The sequence below is a fragment of the Mobiluncus curtisii subsp. curtisii ATCC 35241 genome, assembly GCF_000146285.1.
Classification (GTDB): Bacteria; Actinomycetota; Actinomycetes; order Actinomycetales; family Actinomycetaceae; genus Mobiluncus; species Mobiluncus curtisii.
Map to the genome: position 1 here is coordinate 1,530,219 of NZ_GL385912.1, position 14,124 is coordinate 1,544,342.

A 14,124-nucleotide genomic window follows, 5' to 3' on the forward strand; every position below is an offset into this window, starting at 1 on the left:
TCTCAAAACGTGGAAGTTTACCGAGTGGTAAGTTATGATTAGGTGTGAGTTTCCTGGCTTTTTGCTGGGAATAGGTTTTTAGGTGTTGGTCTACCAGCGAGAGAGGTCACAGTGGCGCAAAAGCGGGAGCGTGGTCCCTATCAATCGGGGTTAGCGAGGCGGGAAGCAATTCTGGACGCAGCTGTCGATTTACTCGCTGAAGTCGGCTATCACGGTATGTCTTTGCGCGACGTAGCTCGTCATGTGGGAATTTCGCATCCGGGGGTTATCTATCACTTTCCCTCCAAAGAGGTGCTCCTAATGAGCGTCGTGCAGCGCTACGAAAAACAGCTCGGTTTTGACCTGGATAACCTCGAGAAGCTAGATGCGTTGCCGGTATTAGATACCCTGTTAGAGGTCACTTCTCGGCTGAATGAAAATCCCATGATTATCGAAGTGGAATGCATGATGATGGTTGAAGCCTGCTCGGAAATCCATCCTGCGCACGATCATTACATGCGCCGTTCCGCGCGTTTGCTCAGCATTTTAAGGCGGGCTTGGTCCCGCCTGCAGCAGGATGGAAAAGTTAGCGCCACGGAAGATCCGCTGCGTTTGGCAGAGATTCAGGCTGCAGTCTTTAACGGCATCTTGATTCATTGGCTTTATGACCGCGATTTTGATGCTTCTGAGGAACTGGCACGTTATTTCATCTCGGTGTTCTTGCCACAGCACCAAGAGGGGCTGTTACTGCACTACCGGGAGTCCGGCTGGATTCATTAAACTGTACCGATTGGTAAAGACCTATGAGTGTCGCATTCGGTTCCCTCACTCTGGCGCACCTGCCGGCGCGCCAGGGCTTTGACTTTCCCTATGCTTTAGCGGTCTTATCGCGTCAGGCTAACGGGGATGTATATGTTTGGACCACTGGATCCACGCCCGCCGCGGTGGAGCGGTCATTTCCCTGGATGTCAGTCACCAAATTCTTGGTGGCGTTGGCATTTTGGCGGCAATCTCAGCGCGCCCCCGTGTTGTCTCTAAACACCCCGGTCGGCTCCCCTGTAGCGCCGGGGGTGAATCTGGTGGACTTACTTTCGCACTGTTCAGGACTGCCTTTTGACGCTCCAGAAACTGCTCCAGACCGACCTCGTCTGGGGGTGCAGCTCGGGATTTCTCGTCCCGATGCGCGCGCAATCGCGCCGTTTACTAAGCGAATCTACTCGAACTACAACTTCGAGCTGGCTGGGGCGATAGCGGAAAAGGTCGTGGGGAAATCGTGGACGGACTGGGTGCGGGAAGCAGTTTTAGAGCCTCTTGGAATGAGCGGTACAATTTTGTCGCATTCTCCGGCGTGGGGTGCGGTCGGTCCTGTGACTGACTTGGCTCGTCTGGCAGGGGAGCTGCTTTGCCCCGAAGCGGGAGTGCTGGGATTTACCGAGCAGGACCTCGATAGATTTTGCGCACCGCAGCATCCGGGATTGCGCGGATTGCTTCCGGGCTATGGGCCGCAAAAGGACAATCTCTGGGCGATGGGCGTGGAACTGCACGGCGTGAAGTCGCCCCACTATCTGCCGGCGTCATTTCCTCCGGAGGTCGTCGGGCACTTTGGTCAGTCGGGGTCGTTTATCTGGGTGGACCGCGCTGCCGGCGTGGCGGGGGCATTCTTGGGAGCACAAAAATTTGGTCCGGTGCATCGGGCACTGTGGTCCGACCTTAACGCTCAGATTCGTGAACTTGCTCTCTTGGCGCAACATTGAAACTCGACGGTACGGACATTTGGTTCTGACTTCTCTGGTTAAGAGTTTGTGGGGCGTGGCGGATAAGCTCGCCGCCACGCCCAGATACTGATGGCGGCAGCGTGCCCCACGTTCAGCGACCGTGTCGAACCGTACTGTGTAATCTGTACTAATCGTTCCAATGCGTTCTGCATAGCGGGGGTCAGACCCTGCGATTCTTCGCCGAAAACCATTAGGGTGCGCGAGGGCAGTGTCACGGTTTCCAACGGTTCCGCACCGGGAAAATTATCCATTCCCACTATCGTGAGTTCCTGTTGGGCAGCATACGACACCAGGTCCTGTACCTCCGGGTGGTGGTGCAGGTGCAGATAACGGTCGGTGACCATGGCGCCGCGGCGGTTAAAGCGCCGCCTGCCCACGATGTGTACGTGACGCACACCCAGACCGTTCGCGGTACGGATGATGGAGCCGGTATTGAAATCGTGTCCCACATTTTCAATTGCGACTTCCAACGTAGGCTCCCCCGGTCCAGATTGTAATAATCGGTCCAGTTCGTCGCGGATGGCTTCTTGCCGCCAATAGCGGTAGCGGTCAGGTACATTGCGAGTATCACCGTCCCGCAACAATTCCGGGTCATAGTGGGGGTCGGTTGGCATGGGCTGATTCGCCGGCCAAGGTCCCACCCCTACCGCTCCCGCTGCATAATCTGCCAGTGCTGGAGGAGCATCTACCGGTTTATTGTTCTCTTCCACGCTTTACACTTTATGCTTAAAGCGTGAAAAAGAATGATCCACAGCTGATGAAACTCGCTGAACTTGTGAAAACCCTCTCCGTTGTCCACGGGAAAGTCACTCTCGCATCGGGGAAAGAATCCGACTTTTATGTCGATATGCGTCGCGCCACCCTGCATCACGAGGCTGCCCCGTTGATTGGTCATGTCATGCTGGATTTACTGGAAGAAAATGGGTTCCCAGTCTCGGAAATCGACGCCGTCGGCGGGCTGACAATGGGGGCTGACCCGGTCGCGACGGCGATGCTGCACGCGGCGGCGGCCCGAGGCTTAAGCTTAGATGCTTTCGTGGTACGTAAGGAAGCAAAAGACCACGGCATGAAACGCCAGATTGAAGGCCCGGACGTGGCGGGCAAGCGGGTAGTCGTCCTGGAAGATACCTCGACTACCGGTGGCTCCCCCCTCCAAGCTGCGCAAGCGCTGAAAGCTGCGGGAGCCGAAATCCTCGCAGTCGCCGTGGTGGTCGACCGTGCCACCGGGGCGAAAGAAAAGATTGAAGCCGCTGGCTACCCCTATTTTGCGGCGCTGGGTTTATCTGACCTGGGGCTGTCCTGACAATTTAGAGTCAACTCCACAGACGGCGTTACCGACACCCCTTGTGCCGGGCTCGCAGCGACAGCACGGTATCGCCCTTTGGTTAGGTCAGACTGGGAAATCCGCAATAGACGCGAAAAATGTGTGCAAAAGTGCAAGAATAGAACACGTCAACATGACAATTCGATGCTACATAAAAGGAGATAATCGTGGCCATTGCAACCCCCGAAGTTTATAAGGAAATGCTGAAGCGCGCCAAGGAAAACAAGTTTGCCTACCCGGCAATCAACGTGACTTCCTCGCAGACTGTGACTGCTGCCCTGCGTGGTTTTGCTGAAGCCGAATCTGACGGCATCATTCAGGTGTCCGTGGGCGGTGCGGAATACTGGTCTGGCTCGACGATTAAGGATCGCGTGGCAGGTTCGCTGGCAATGGCCGCTTACATCCGTGAAGTTGCTCAGAATTACCCGGTCAACGTGGCTATCCACACCGACCACTGCACTGAAGACAAGCTCTCGTCTTGGACTGAGGCCCTCATCGACTTGGAAATTGAGGAAGTTAAAGCTGGTCGTCTACCGTTCTATCAGTCCCACATGTTTGATGGGTCTTCCATTCCTCTGGAAAAGAACCTCGAAGTGGCAAAGCGTCTGCTGCCGAAGGCTGCCGCAGCCAAGACCATCCTGGAGGTAGAAATCGGCGTCGTTGGTGGCGAAGAAGATGGCGTTGTTGGGGAAATCAACGAAAAGCTCTACACCACCACCGAGGATGGCATTAAGACTGTTGAGGCGCTGGGCTTGGGTGAAAATGGTCAATACCTGACCGCTTTGACCTTCGGCAACGTCCACGGCGTGTACAAGCCGGGTCACGTCAAGCTGCGTCCTGAACTCTTGGGCACCATTCAGGAAGAAGTCGGCGCTCACTTTAACGCCGGAAACCGTCCGTTCGACTTGGTGATGCACGGTGGCTCCGGCTCCACGGCTGAAGAAATCGCCACCGCGGTAGCCAACGGCGTCATTAAGATGAACGTTGACACCGATACCCAGTACGCCTTCACCCGTCCGGTCGCGGATTTCATGCTGAAGAACTACGAGGGTGTGCTGAAGGTAGACGGTGAAGTCGGCATTAAGAAGCAGTACGACCCGCGTTCTTGGGGCAAGGCTGCAGAAGCCGGAATGGCGGCGCGCGTCGTCGAGGCTTGCGAACGTCTGGGGTCTGTCGGCACCAAGATGAAGTAAATTCACTTCTGTTTCCGGAGGGGAGCCTGTCCAGGTTCCCCTCCGTTTTTATCCAGATGATAATTAGTGACAAAGATATTTATACAATCAATTTTGAGGTAACTTTTCCTCAGTCGATGAAAGTTGTCGGTGTTTCATCAACCGGGAAATAAGACAGGGCAATATCAGTAGGACGTTGCCACGATTCTGGGGCACTGAGGAAGCGCAACAAAGAATTCCAAGCAGCACCCTGCAAAGAAGAACCTTCTTTAACAATTGATTCTTGTAAGTCGATTTCCATCCAGTTAGAGCACAGCGCGCGACGGGTAAGTTCATCGCGAAGTGCGTCTTCGTAATAGGGAAGTAATTTTTTCAGTACTCCGCCCAAGACTATGGTGGTGACATCAACCAGGTTTATGTAGGTGGACAGAGCTCGTCCCAGATATCTCCCACAAAGCCTTACTGTTTCGGTCACTTGGGCGTTGCCCTTGTGTAAGCTCGCAAATAGTTGTTCCCACGGAGCATTTGCGGGTAAGCCTGCTCGTTCCAGAAGGTTCGCTTTATCAATATACGCGTCCAAACATCCCACTGCTCCACAATCGCAGGGCTTATCTTCATCGCTGACTGCGATGTGTGCAATTTCACCAGCCCATCCATGCAAGCCGGAGGAAACTTTTCCATCTAGTACTAGAGCAGAACCGATTGCGCTATTTTGTGAAATGAAAATAAAGTCGCTGAGCTCATGACCGGTTTTTTGTCGGGCGATACTTTCTGCTAACGCAGAAAGATTCGCTGTGTTCTGGTAATCAACCGGTACTTCGATATGGAGCTTCGAGCGGAAGTGTTTCTCCAAATCAATGTTTCTCCATCCCAAATGAGGTGACATGTGCAAGTTACTGGTTGAGGACGAAATAATTCCCGAAAATCCACAAGTAATCCCGCACAGAGACAAACCCGAGTGTTGTATTTGGGAAGTTAACTCGTTCACCATGGTTGCAAGTTTCCCAAGGGTACTTTGAGGCGAGTAGGCGGGTACGTCAACTTGGTCAAATTGTTCGGCAATGATGTTTCCGCGCAAATCCATCACGCAGGCGCTGATGTAATCTCGACCGACTTCGGCACCTATGCCCCCGTGAGTACGTCTGGCTGGAGTCAACATGATGGAAGGTCTGCCGGAAGGTCCGACACGGGTAGAGCCTTCCCTAATGATGCCGAAGTCCAGTAGATGTTCTATGAGCCTGGTTACTGTTGAGCGGTTTAGTCCTGTTTCGTGTGCCAGGTCGGCTCTTGACATGACTTCAGATCCGGTAATGATTCGGTAGGTCAGCAGTTGCAGATTGTGATTACGTAAGGACTCTGCTCGCATGCCGGGGACTTCGTGATCCGCGGACTGCAAGGATGTGTTTTTTGATTTGGCTGTTCGACTCAAGTTGACTCCCTCGTCATCTGGAACAATCATAACCCAAATTAGTCTTTCGTTAGCCTGTTTTGAAAGTATTAGTTGCCAGAAGCAACTTAACGCTCTTGATGGATAGAGAATTTTTGCAGTATCCATGAACGAAACAAACCCTTTCCCGGGTAGTTGCCCATGAATCAGAGGAAAGTTGAATGAATGCCTCGCATAGAAAAATGTTAAAAAAATGCTTGACAGGATTTATTCGATGGTGCTAATGTGCATAGTGCAACAAAGGTGACTCTAAACGGAGAGGTTCAGAGTCTAGTGACACGATGAGGTGGAACGTGAGTAACCGGTTGGTAGCAGGGATAGATTCCTCGACACAGTCATGCAAAATCATGATTCGTGATGCCGACACGGGTGCGCTGGTGCGTTCTGGAATGGCATTTCATCGTACAGGAACCACAGTTAATCCTGCGGTTTGGGTGCGAGCCTTCGACGAAGCGGCACAGCAAGCAGGAGGCTTGGAAGACATCTGCGCTATTTCTGTAGCGGGTCAGCAGCACGGGCTGGTTACTTTGGACGAGGACGGGGAAGTCGTTCGTGATGCCGTGCTCTGGAACGATACCAGCGCGGGAGCTGATGCCAAGGACTTAATTACAGAGCTAGGGCAGGGAGACGCTATTGCAGGACGGAAAGCCTGGGTAGCAAAGACGGGTTCGGTACCGGTTTCGTCACTCACCGTCAGTAAGTTGCGTCATCTCGCGGTGAACGAACCCGAGAATCTCTCCCGAACCCGTGCAATCGCCCTTCCGCATGACTACCTGACCTGGAAAATCACCAAGAGGAACAAAATCACGGATTTAGTGACAGATAGGTCAGATGCATCTGGCACCGGTTATTTTGATCCCGTGGAAAACGTCTACCTACCAGACATTTTGGAGTTAGCCGCAGGCAAAACGGGCACGGACCTGATTCTTCCGAAAGTTCTCGGTCCCCATACTCCTGTAGGCGAATTTAGCGTGCAGGGTAAAGAAATGCTTGTAGGTCCCGGAGCTGGGGACAACGCCGGAGCTGCCCTGGGTCTTGACCAGAAACCTGGTCATGTCATTATTTCTCTGGGGACCTCAGGTGTCGTCTCCCTAGTTTCGAAAAAACCCACCTGTGATGAAAACGGTGAAGTTACTGGTTTCGCAGATGCGACCGGAAATTACCTCCCGTTAGTGTGCACGCTCAACGCGTCTCGAGTGCTTGATACTACGGCGGCAGCCTTAGGTGTCAATTATGAGAGATTTTCCGAATTTGCACTGAGTGCGCCTCCAGGGTCTGAAGGTTTGGTGATGGTTCCTTATCTCACCGGCGAACGCACTCCGAATGCGCCGTTAGCTACCGGCTCTCTCTTGGGCATTCGAGGGGATAACTTGACCGCGTCGAATATAGCTCGAGCTGCAGTTGAAGGGATGCTGTGTCTAGTGGGATACGGTCTCGAAATCTTCAAGAGATTAGGCGTGGAAGTCAACGCAGTTTCCCTCATTGGAGGCGGGGCAAAGTCCGAGGCAGTGAGACGTATTGCTCCGTCTGTCTTAGGGGTGAAGGTGACTATACCGGAGATTGGAGAATATGTGGCCGATGGCGCCGCGCGCCAGGCTGCATGGGTTCTAAACGGAGGAACTCGTCCGCCTGTCTGGTCACCCCGGCTGACCTCCTCATACACCGCGCAATCGCAACCTTTTATTATGGAACGCTATCAAGAAGTTAATGGCCTTTTTGCCGATACGACACAGTTAGAATTGGAGTAAGCGAGATGAAAGATTTTCGTCTACCGCAAGAGCTGGGAGTTGCCGGAGTGGTCCTGGCTGTAGGTATCATCATGGGTGTTATCTCCCCAGCTTTTCGCACCTTAGATAACCTTGAAGTACTATTTCTCAATGGCTCTGTGGTGTTGTTTTTGGCCTTGGGTCAGACTTTTGTACTGCTAACAGGTGGTATCGACCTATCTGTGGGGTCCAACATCGCTTTGACCGGAGTGATTGCTGCATTAACGATGCAATCCGGTGTTCCTTGGTGGGCAGCAGCCCTCATCGCCTTACTTGTGGGTGTTGTCGTGGGACTGTTCAACGGGGCAATGGTGTATTGGGGCAAGATGCCGCCTTTTATCGTCACTTTCGCGACTTTTGGCATTTCGGCATCGATTCCAAAGATTCTCACGGATGCGAAATCTGTTACTGTTTCGGATCCCATGTTTGCGATTTTCGGTCGCGGGAGTCTATTCGGAATCCCGATACCTGTAGTTATGGTCTTAATTGCAGCTGTCCTTTGTGCATTATTCCTTCGACACAGCGCCACTGGGGTACACATCTATGCAGTTGGCGGTAATCCGGCAACATCTCGATTGGCTGGTATCAACGTTGCCAAGATTACAGTCCTGGTTTACGTAATTTCCGGTGTGACCGCAGCCTGTGGTGGCATTATCACCGCTTCGCGGCTGATGGTGGGATATCCCACAGCAGGTTCTGGAACTGAACAGTTCTATTCAATCGCATCAGCTGTGGTTGGCGGGGTTTCACTATTTGGTGGGATTGGCTCAATTCCTGGCGCTTTTCTGGGGGCGCTGCTCATTGCCGAAGTCTCAAACGGTATGAATGTCATTGGCGTATCTTCCTATTGGCAACCTCTGGTCATTGGCGTAATTATCTTGATTGGTGTGCTCATTGATACAAATCGCAAGGGCTTTTCGATGCGCCGTTTGCTTCAGCATTTTACGAAAACTACTGACTCTGCAATTGATTCAGATTCTCCTACGCAAGGAGACGAAACGCTTGGACACTCAACGAGTGTAAAAGATGATCAAAAAATACAACCCTCACTGAAAGAAGGATAGAAATGAAAAAAATTCTTGCAACCATAGGCGCGGGTGCGCTTGCTGCCTTCGCCCTATCCGCCTGCGGCAATGCGCTGGATACCGGGACTTCCGGAAGTCCTGGAAAGGATAATGGAGCAGCATCCATTCCGGAAGCCTGTAAGGGAGACAATCCCTATTTGGCTGTACTATTGCCCAACCAGACGAATCCCTACTATGTAGCCATGAAGGAAGGCTTTGAAGACGAAGGCTCCAAGAATGGATTCAAAGTCGAAGTTCAAATTGCTAATGATGACGATGCCAATCAGCTGGCTCAAGCCCAGGCTATGCTGGGTAAGAATCCCTGTGCCTTGGCGTTGAACCCGGTTAAATCTGAACCTGCAGCTGCTATTGTCAAGGCCGCAAACGACAAGGGTGTCCCGGTGTTTACCGTCAATATCTCGGCTGATCCCGATGCTTTGAAAGCACAAGGTGCATCGGTAGTTCAATACCTAGGAGCTGATAACGCGGCTGGTGGGGCTCAGATGGCTGAGCAGATTATGAAAGACCTGGGTGCTGACACTGCAATGGAAATTGGTTTTGTCACCGAACCTGATGAGGTTGTAGTGGTAGAACGTGACGAAGGTTTCAAGAAGGCTATTGCAAAGAATCCCAATGCCAAGGTGGTAGCTGAAGTCGATGGCAATGTTAAGCTCACAGACGCGTTAAATGTGACTTCTGAGATGTTGCAGGGGCACCCTGGAATCAGCGTAATCTTTGCATCTACTGGTCCCGCTGCACAAGGTGCCGTGGAGGCGGTTAAAGCCTCGGGGAAGGATATTAAGGTTTACGGTTTTTGCGCCTCGGAAATGCAGACAAACGACGCCTATCCCGCCTGTGTAGCACAGGAACCAGAAGACTATGGTCGTCGTACCGTACAGCAGATTAAGACTTATATAGGTGGAGATAAGGTGGAAGATAACATTCTTCGACCCCTGAAACTGTTCACTAAGGGTCAAACACCCGCTCCCGGGGAAGTCGGCTAATTAATAACCAATCAGTAAACCTTCATCGAGAAGGAAGGAGACGCCTGCGATGATGGAAGTATTTGAAGCAAGAAATATTGCGAAATATTATTCTTCGGTGCCTGCTCTCGCAGGCGTCTCTATCAAAATTCACCCCGGTGAAATTGTCGGCTTAGTGGGTCACAATGGCGCCGGCAAATCTACCCTGTTGAAAGTCCTTTCGGGGGCTCACGGTGCAGATGGCGGGGAAGTGCTGATTGACGGTACAGAAGTTAACTTTGCTTCACCAGCAGATGCCCTAGCTAAGGGCGTGGGAACCGTCTACCAAGAGCTGTCACTGTTGCCGAATCTGACGGTTGCGCAAAATGTGTTTTTGGGAAGAGAAAAGTCTGATTGGAAAGGACTAAAAAAGGAGGAAATGCGCAACCAGGCAAAAGAGCTGGTAAAGAGTTTCGGCATCGACGTAAACGTTGATGCGCCCCTGGGGCATTATGCTGTGGCAACTCGCCAGCTTTTGGAGATTGCTGTTGCTACGTCTAAAAATATCAAATACTTACTTTTAGACGAGCCAACGACCTCTCTGGAAGGCGAACAGGTTGATTCGCTTTTGAAATACATTAAAAACCTGGCAGAAACGTCCAATATCGGTGTACTAATCGTCGACCATAAGCTTGATGAGTTATATCGGATTTGTGACAGAATTGTTGCTTTAGTTGACGGAAAAGTTCGCATTGATGGTAATGTAAATGAAGTTTCTCATGAAGACGTGGTGGTGGCTATTGCCGGGGAAGACGTATCGAGTCTTCTTGATTCAGAGCCAAAGAGAGATGCTGTATCTGTGCCCACTTCAGAAACGTCGAAAGTACAGGGGCGCGGTGAGCCGTTAGTACAGGTGAGGAATCTTCGTTCTGCAGCATTAAAAGGCGTTAATCTTGATATCTATCCTGGAGAAGTGCTTGGTATTTATGGTCTAATTGGTTCGGGGAGAACAGAATTCCTCCGCGCGCTGGGCACATTGCATCCAATCGAAAGCGGAAGTATTTCTGTTCAAGGTAAATCTTTTAAAGGATATAAACCTGTTGACTCATTAAAAGCAGGTTTGGTCTATGTTACTGAAGAAAGAAAAATGGACGGTATAGTTCCGCAACTATCACCAATAGTAAATACCTCATTACCTGTTACGAAAAAATTTAGCAAACTTACTTGGTTAAGTTTGAAAAAAATGGATTCTACGATGCAGAAGATACTCGCTAGGCTCCAAATTCGAGGTAATCTTCAGGGGCCTGTGGTCAGCCTCTCGGGCGGAAACCAACAGAAAGTTTTGTTGGGACGAGCTATTGCGTTAAATCCGAAGCTACTGATGCTTGATGAGCCCACTAAAGGTGTAGACATTGGCGCCAAAGGAGAGATCCACCGCATATTTAAGGATATGGCGCATCAAGAGCAGGTAGCCGTGGTTGTAGTTTCTTCGGAAGAAGAAGAAATCCTTGAAGTCTCTGACCGCGTATGTGTCTTTGCGCAAGGACGCAATATCTGTGAACCAGAGGACGTCGCGAATTTCAGCGTACAAAGGTTGCGTAAGCTGGCTTGGTCAAAAGACTAAACACTCTAAAATTGCGGCACTCAGAGTGCCCGGGAGAACAGGCGGGAGTTGAACAGGGTACGTATCAGCCAGCGGGGAGCTAGGCGTGCGCCTGCCATCGCAATTTTGTACCGAACGGTCGGGGTGACCAGGACGCGGCGACGGCGGGCTGCTTCGATGGCAGCGGTGATGACCGCTTCGGGACTGATGAATCCGTATTCAGGCCAGACTGAGGCGTTCATCTGGGCTGATTGGTGAAACTCAGTTTTCATTAGACCAGGTGCCAGGGCGGTAACGGATACGCCGGTGCCGCGCAGTTCAGTGGAAACTGACTCGCTAAAGAAACGCACCCACGTCTTTATCGCCGCGTAGGTGCCCATAGCGGTGTATGCCGTGGCGGACGAGACGTTGATAATTGCTCCGCCTCCAGAGACTTTTCCAATCGCGGGTCGCCCGATTAGCATTTGTAACAGACGTTCCACTTTTCCAGGTTTGTGGCGATGAGTTCGCAACCTCATTGCTCGGGCGCCCTCAAACGTCAGTCGACACAATGCCCGCACCATTACCTCTAGAGCATTGTCCTCGCGTTCCCACTGACCGCCCACAAAGTTTTGTCCCAGGCCAAAACCCGCGTTGTTGACCAGCACCGCAATCGGGCGGGAATCATCACGGAGACGACGAATGACCGCGTCCTGACCGGTCTTGGTGGACAAATCTTGAGCCAAGACCTCCGTTTCAACGCCCAAAGTGGCGTGAATCCGCTGCGCCAAAGCCTGCAAACGTTCTTGACGTCTGGCGACCAGCACGACGTTGAGCGGTTCGGCAGCCAACTGCCAAGCAAACTCTTCGCCTAAACCGCTGGAAGCTCCCGTAATCAGCGCCCATTTCACCACAAAAAATCACCCAATCATTGCAATAAATTCATCTATTGCATAACCTTATTAGTGAACGTTTGAGTTGCCAAAGCCGGTGCGTCCGGTAGTCTTTGCCGGTGTTGCGGCGTTTGGATTCTGTCGTCACCCCAGATTCTGGGGACCGAAGGAATATGAGGGAAACACATTGAAAAGCCACACAGCTGACAAACTTGAAGCGATGATGGACGCGACTTTCGGCACGAAAGAGGAACGGGAAAAGGAAATCACTCCAGTTATGAAACCTATCAAGTACTGGCTCACCGACATGGACGGCGTATTGGTACACGAAACTAAAGCGATTCCGGGGGCAGCGGAGTTCCTGCAAGCCCTGCGGGACAAGGGTAGGGAATACCTGGTGTTGACCAATAACTCCGTCTTTACCCCTCGTGACCTCTCCGCGCGCTTAGAGGCCTCCGGGCTGGAGGTTCCCGAAGAACGTATCTGGACTTCCGCGTTGGCGACCGCCTCTTTCCTGAAAACCCAGTCCCCGAAATCTAGCGCCTATGTGGTGGGCGAAGCCGGTTTAACCACCGCCCTGTACCAGGCTGGCTATGTCATGACCTCCACAAATCCGGAATATGTGGTGTTGGGTGAGACGCGTTCCTACTCTTTTGATCAGATTGCAACCGCGGTGCAGCTCATCAGCAAGGGCGCCAAGTTTATCGCCACAAATCCTGACAAGACCGGTCCCACCAAGGACGGTCCCATTCCTGCCACCGGCGCAGTTGCCGCCATGATTACGGCTGCCACCGGCAAGAATCCGTACTTCATTGGCAAACCCAACCCGGTTATGTTCCGCACCGGCTTAAACAAGATTGGCGCGCACTCCGAAGAAACCGCCATGATTGGTGATCGGATGGAGACGGATATGCTGGCAGGGGTAGAGTCTGGCTTGCATACGTTCCTGGTGCTGACCGGCTCCACGCATCGTGAACACATCACTGATTTTTCATATCGACCTAACGAAGTCGTGGACTCGATTGCTGACATCATCGCGCGAGTGTAGCCTCACGGGGCGAGTCGTCCACGATTGATAGTTGGCGCGCGTTTAAGCTCTCGCAAAGGCTGCCCGAATTCAGTTATCCTTGCCCAGGAAAAACGGGAATTCGATAGACTGGGAAACGCTGATTTGTAGGGAGGTTACGGTGCGTATTGCGACTTGGAACGTGAATTCGATTCGCACTCGAGTGAATCGAGTGACGGCGTTCCTGGAACGTGAAAACATTGACGTTCTGGCGATGCAAGAAATCAAGTGCCGTAACGATCAGTTCCCCACCCTGGCTTTTGAAACTGCTGGCTACCAGGTGTTTGTCAACGGTCTGAATCAGTGGAACGGGGTAGCAGTGGCGGCACGCCAAGGGATTAGCGCCCACCTGCTGGGCACTGAGTTTTACGGCGCTATCGACCAACCGTACTTTTCCGTCCCGCCCAAACCGCCCCAGCTGGAACCACGAGTGTTGGGGGTACGTGTGGCCGGGGTGGAGTGCTGGTCCCTCTATGTCCCCAATGGCCGCGAAGTCGGTCATCTTCACTACCAATACAAGCTGAAATGGCTCGATTCTCTGCGTTCCCACGTGATTCGTACTCTGGATACAGATCCGGAAAGTTTGGGTCTATACCTGGGAGACTTCAACGTGGCTCCCCGTGACGAGGACGTGTGGGACATGGCGGACTTTGCCGGGGCGACCCATGTTTCCGAACCGGAACGGCAAGTGTTCGCCAAGCTCCTAGACCCCGACACGGTCGCCGATGCGGTCACCCTCCACGATGACCTTATCGAGGGTCTACCGGGAAACTTGACTGAAATCACGCGGAAATTTGCCCCCGGTTGGACCTATTGGGATTACCAACGCGCCCGTTGGCGGCGTAACCAGGGCATGAAAATCGACTTTGCCCTGGCTACCCCCCGTCTGGTTTCTCGAGTGACGGGCGCATATATTGACACAGCCGAACGTGATGGGGAACAACCCTCCGACCATGCTCCGGTAATAGTCGATTTTGAATAGATTCCGTCAGCCTCCTGATGTTCGGGTTTTCCCTCAGAAATTGCTCCACCCTGCCGATATTAATCGGATAGTGTGGATACTGCATCGTTAATTAAGTTAAGAGGGAGCAAGA

At 52.2% G+C, this 14,124-nt stretch carries 13 protein-coding genes; 10 read left to right on the plus strand and 3 right to left on the minus strand.

The features are described 5' to 3' along the window. The first annotated feature begins 111 nt into the window (after positions 1 to 111). Both HMPREF0574_RS06705 and HMPREF0574_RS06710 read left to right on the plus strand, forming a co-directional pair. Positions 112 to 759 carry a TetR/AcrR family transcriptional regulator gene (locus HMPREF0574_RS06705; protein ID WP_004007970.1) on the plus strand — a complete coding sequence of 216 codons (648 nt, stop codon included), beginning with the start codon at positions 112 to 114 and terminating at the stop codon, positions 757 to 759. Between the two features lie 23 nt (positions 760 to 782). Then, positions 783 to 1,733, plus strand: coding sequence for a serine hydrolase domain-containing protein (locus HMPREF0574_RS06710; protein ID WP_004007971.1), 951 nt, complete (start codon positions 783 to 785; stop codon positions 1,731 to 1,733). Between the two features lie 38 nt (positions 1,734 to 1,771). On the opposite strand, the gene HMPREF0574_RS06715 is transcribed toward HMPREF0574_RS06710, so the two are convergent. Then, positions 1,772 to 2,464: a TrmH family RNA methyltransferase gene (locus tag HMPREF0574_RS06715; RefSeq protein WP_004007972.1), complete on the minus strand. Its 693-nt coding sequence runs from the start codon at positions 2,462 to 2,464 to the stop codon at positions 1,772 to 1,774. 47 nt (positions 2,465 to 2,511) lie between these two features. Between HMPREF0574_RS06715 and pyrE the strand changes: the two genes are divergently transcribed. Both pyrE and fbaA read left to right on the plus strand, forming a co-directional pair. Further along, complete coding sequence (gene pyrE, locus HMPREF0574_RS06720) at positions 2,512 to 3,057, plus strand: orotate phosphoribosyltransferase (protein WP_049776691.1); 546 nt, start codon at positions 2,512 to 2,514, stop codon at positions 3,055 to 3,057. A 188-nt stretch (positions 3,058 to 3,245) separates the two neighbouring features. Beyond that, positions 3,246 to 4,271 (plus strand): class II fructose-bisphosphate aldolase, encoded by a 1,026-nt coding sequence (gene fbaA / locus HMPREF0574_RS06725; protein WP_004007974.1) that lies wholly within the window; start codon positions 3,246 to 3,248, stop codon positions 4,269 to 4,271. Positions 4,272 to 4,380: 109 nt separating this feature from the next. On the opposite strand, the gene HMPREF0574_RS06730 is transcribed toward fbaA, so the two are convergent. After that, on the minus strand, positions 4,381 to 5,805 hold the full coding sequence (locus tag HMPREF0574_RS06730) for an ROK family protein (RefSeq protein WP_236585948.1): 1,425 nt from the start codon (positions 5,803 to 5,805) through the stop codon (positions 4,381 to 4,383). A 185-nt stretch (positions 5,806 to 5,990) separates the two neighbouring features. Here HMPREF0574_RS06730 and HMPREF0574_RS06735 point away from each other — a divergent pair, with 185 nt between their 5' ends. The 4 genes from HMPREF0574_RS06735 to HMPREF0574_RS06750 are packed head-to-tail and all read left to right on the plus strand — an operon-like array spanning position 5,991 to position 11,113. Continuing rightward, positions 5,991 to 7,445: a xylulokinase gene (locus tag HMPREF0574_RS06735; RefSeq protein ID WP_004007976.1), complete on the plus strand. Its 1,455-nt coding sequence runs from the start codon at positions 5,991 to 5,993 to the stop codon at positions 7,443 to 7,445. 5 nt (positions 7,446 to 7,450) lie between these two features. Continuing rightward, positions 7,451 to 8,527 carry an ABC transporter permease gene (locus tag HMPREF0574_RS06740; protein ID WP_004007977.1) on the plus strand — a complete coding sequence of 359 codons (1,077 nt, stop codon included), beginning with the start codon at positions 7,451 to 7,453 and terminating at the stop codon, positions 8,525 to 8,527. 2 nt (positions 8,528 to 8,529) lie between these two features. Further along, entirely contained in the window at positions 8,530 to 9,531 is a 1,002-nt protein-coding gene (locus HMPREF0574_RS06745) for a substrate-binding domain-containing protein (RefSeq protein WP_004007978.1), read from the plus strand. Positions 9,532 to 9,580: 49 nt separating this feature from the next. Then, entirely contained in the window at positions 9,581 to 11,113 is a 1,533-nt protein-coding gene (locus HMPREF0574_RS06750; RefSeq protein ID WP_004007979.1) for a sugar ABC transporter ATP-binding protein, read from the plus strand. A gap of 20 nt (positions 11,114 to 11,133) precedes the next feature. Here HMPREF0574_RS06750 and HMPREF0574_RS06755 read toward each other — a convergent pair whose 3' ends face one another. Next, entirely contained in the window at positions 11,134 to 11,985 is an 852-nt protein-coding gene (locus HMPREF0574_RS06755; protein ID WP_004007980.1) for an SDR family NAD(P)-dependent oxidoreductase, read from the minus strand. Between the two features lie 199 nt (positions 11,986 to 12,184). On the opposite strand from HMPREF0574_RS06755, the gene HMPREF0574_RS06760 reads away from it, so the two are divergent. Together HMPREF0574_RS06760 and HMPREF0574_RS06765 are read left to right on the plus strand one after the other, a co-directional pair. Further along, positions 12,185 to 13,012, plus strand: a complete 828-nt coding sequence (locus HMPREF0574_RS06760) for an HAD-IIA family hydrolase (RefSeq protein WP_013188812.1) — start codon at positions 12,185 to 12,187, stop codon at positions 13,010 to 13,012. A gap of 139 nt (positions 13,013 to 13,151) precedes the next feature. Next, the gene (locus tag HMPREF0574_RS06765; protein ID WP_004007982.1) at positions 13,152 to 14,012 is read left to right on the plus strand and encodes an exodeoxyribonuclease III; all 861 of its coding nucleotides are present in this window, start codon (positions 13,152 to 13,154) and stop codon (positions 14,010 to 14,012) included. Positions 14,013 to 14,124 lie beyond the last annotated feature (112 nt).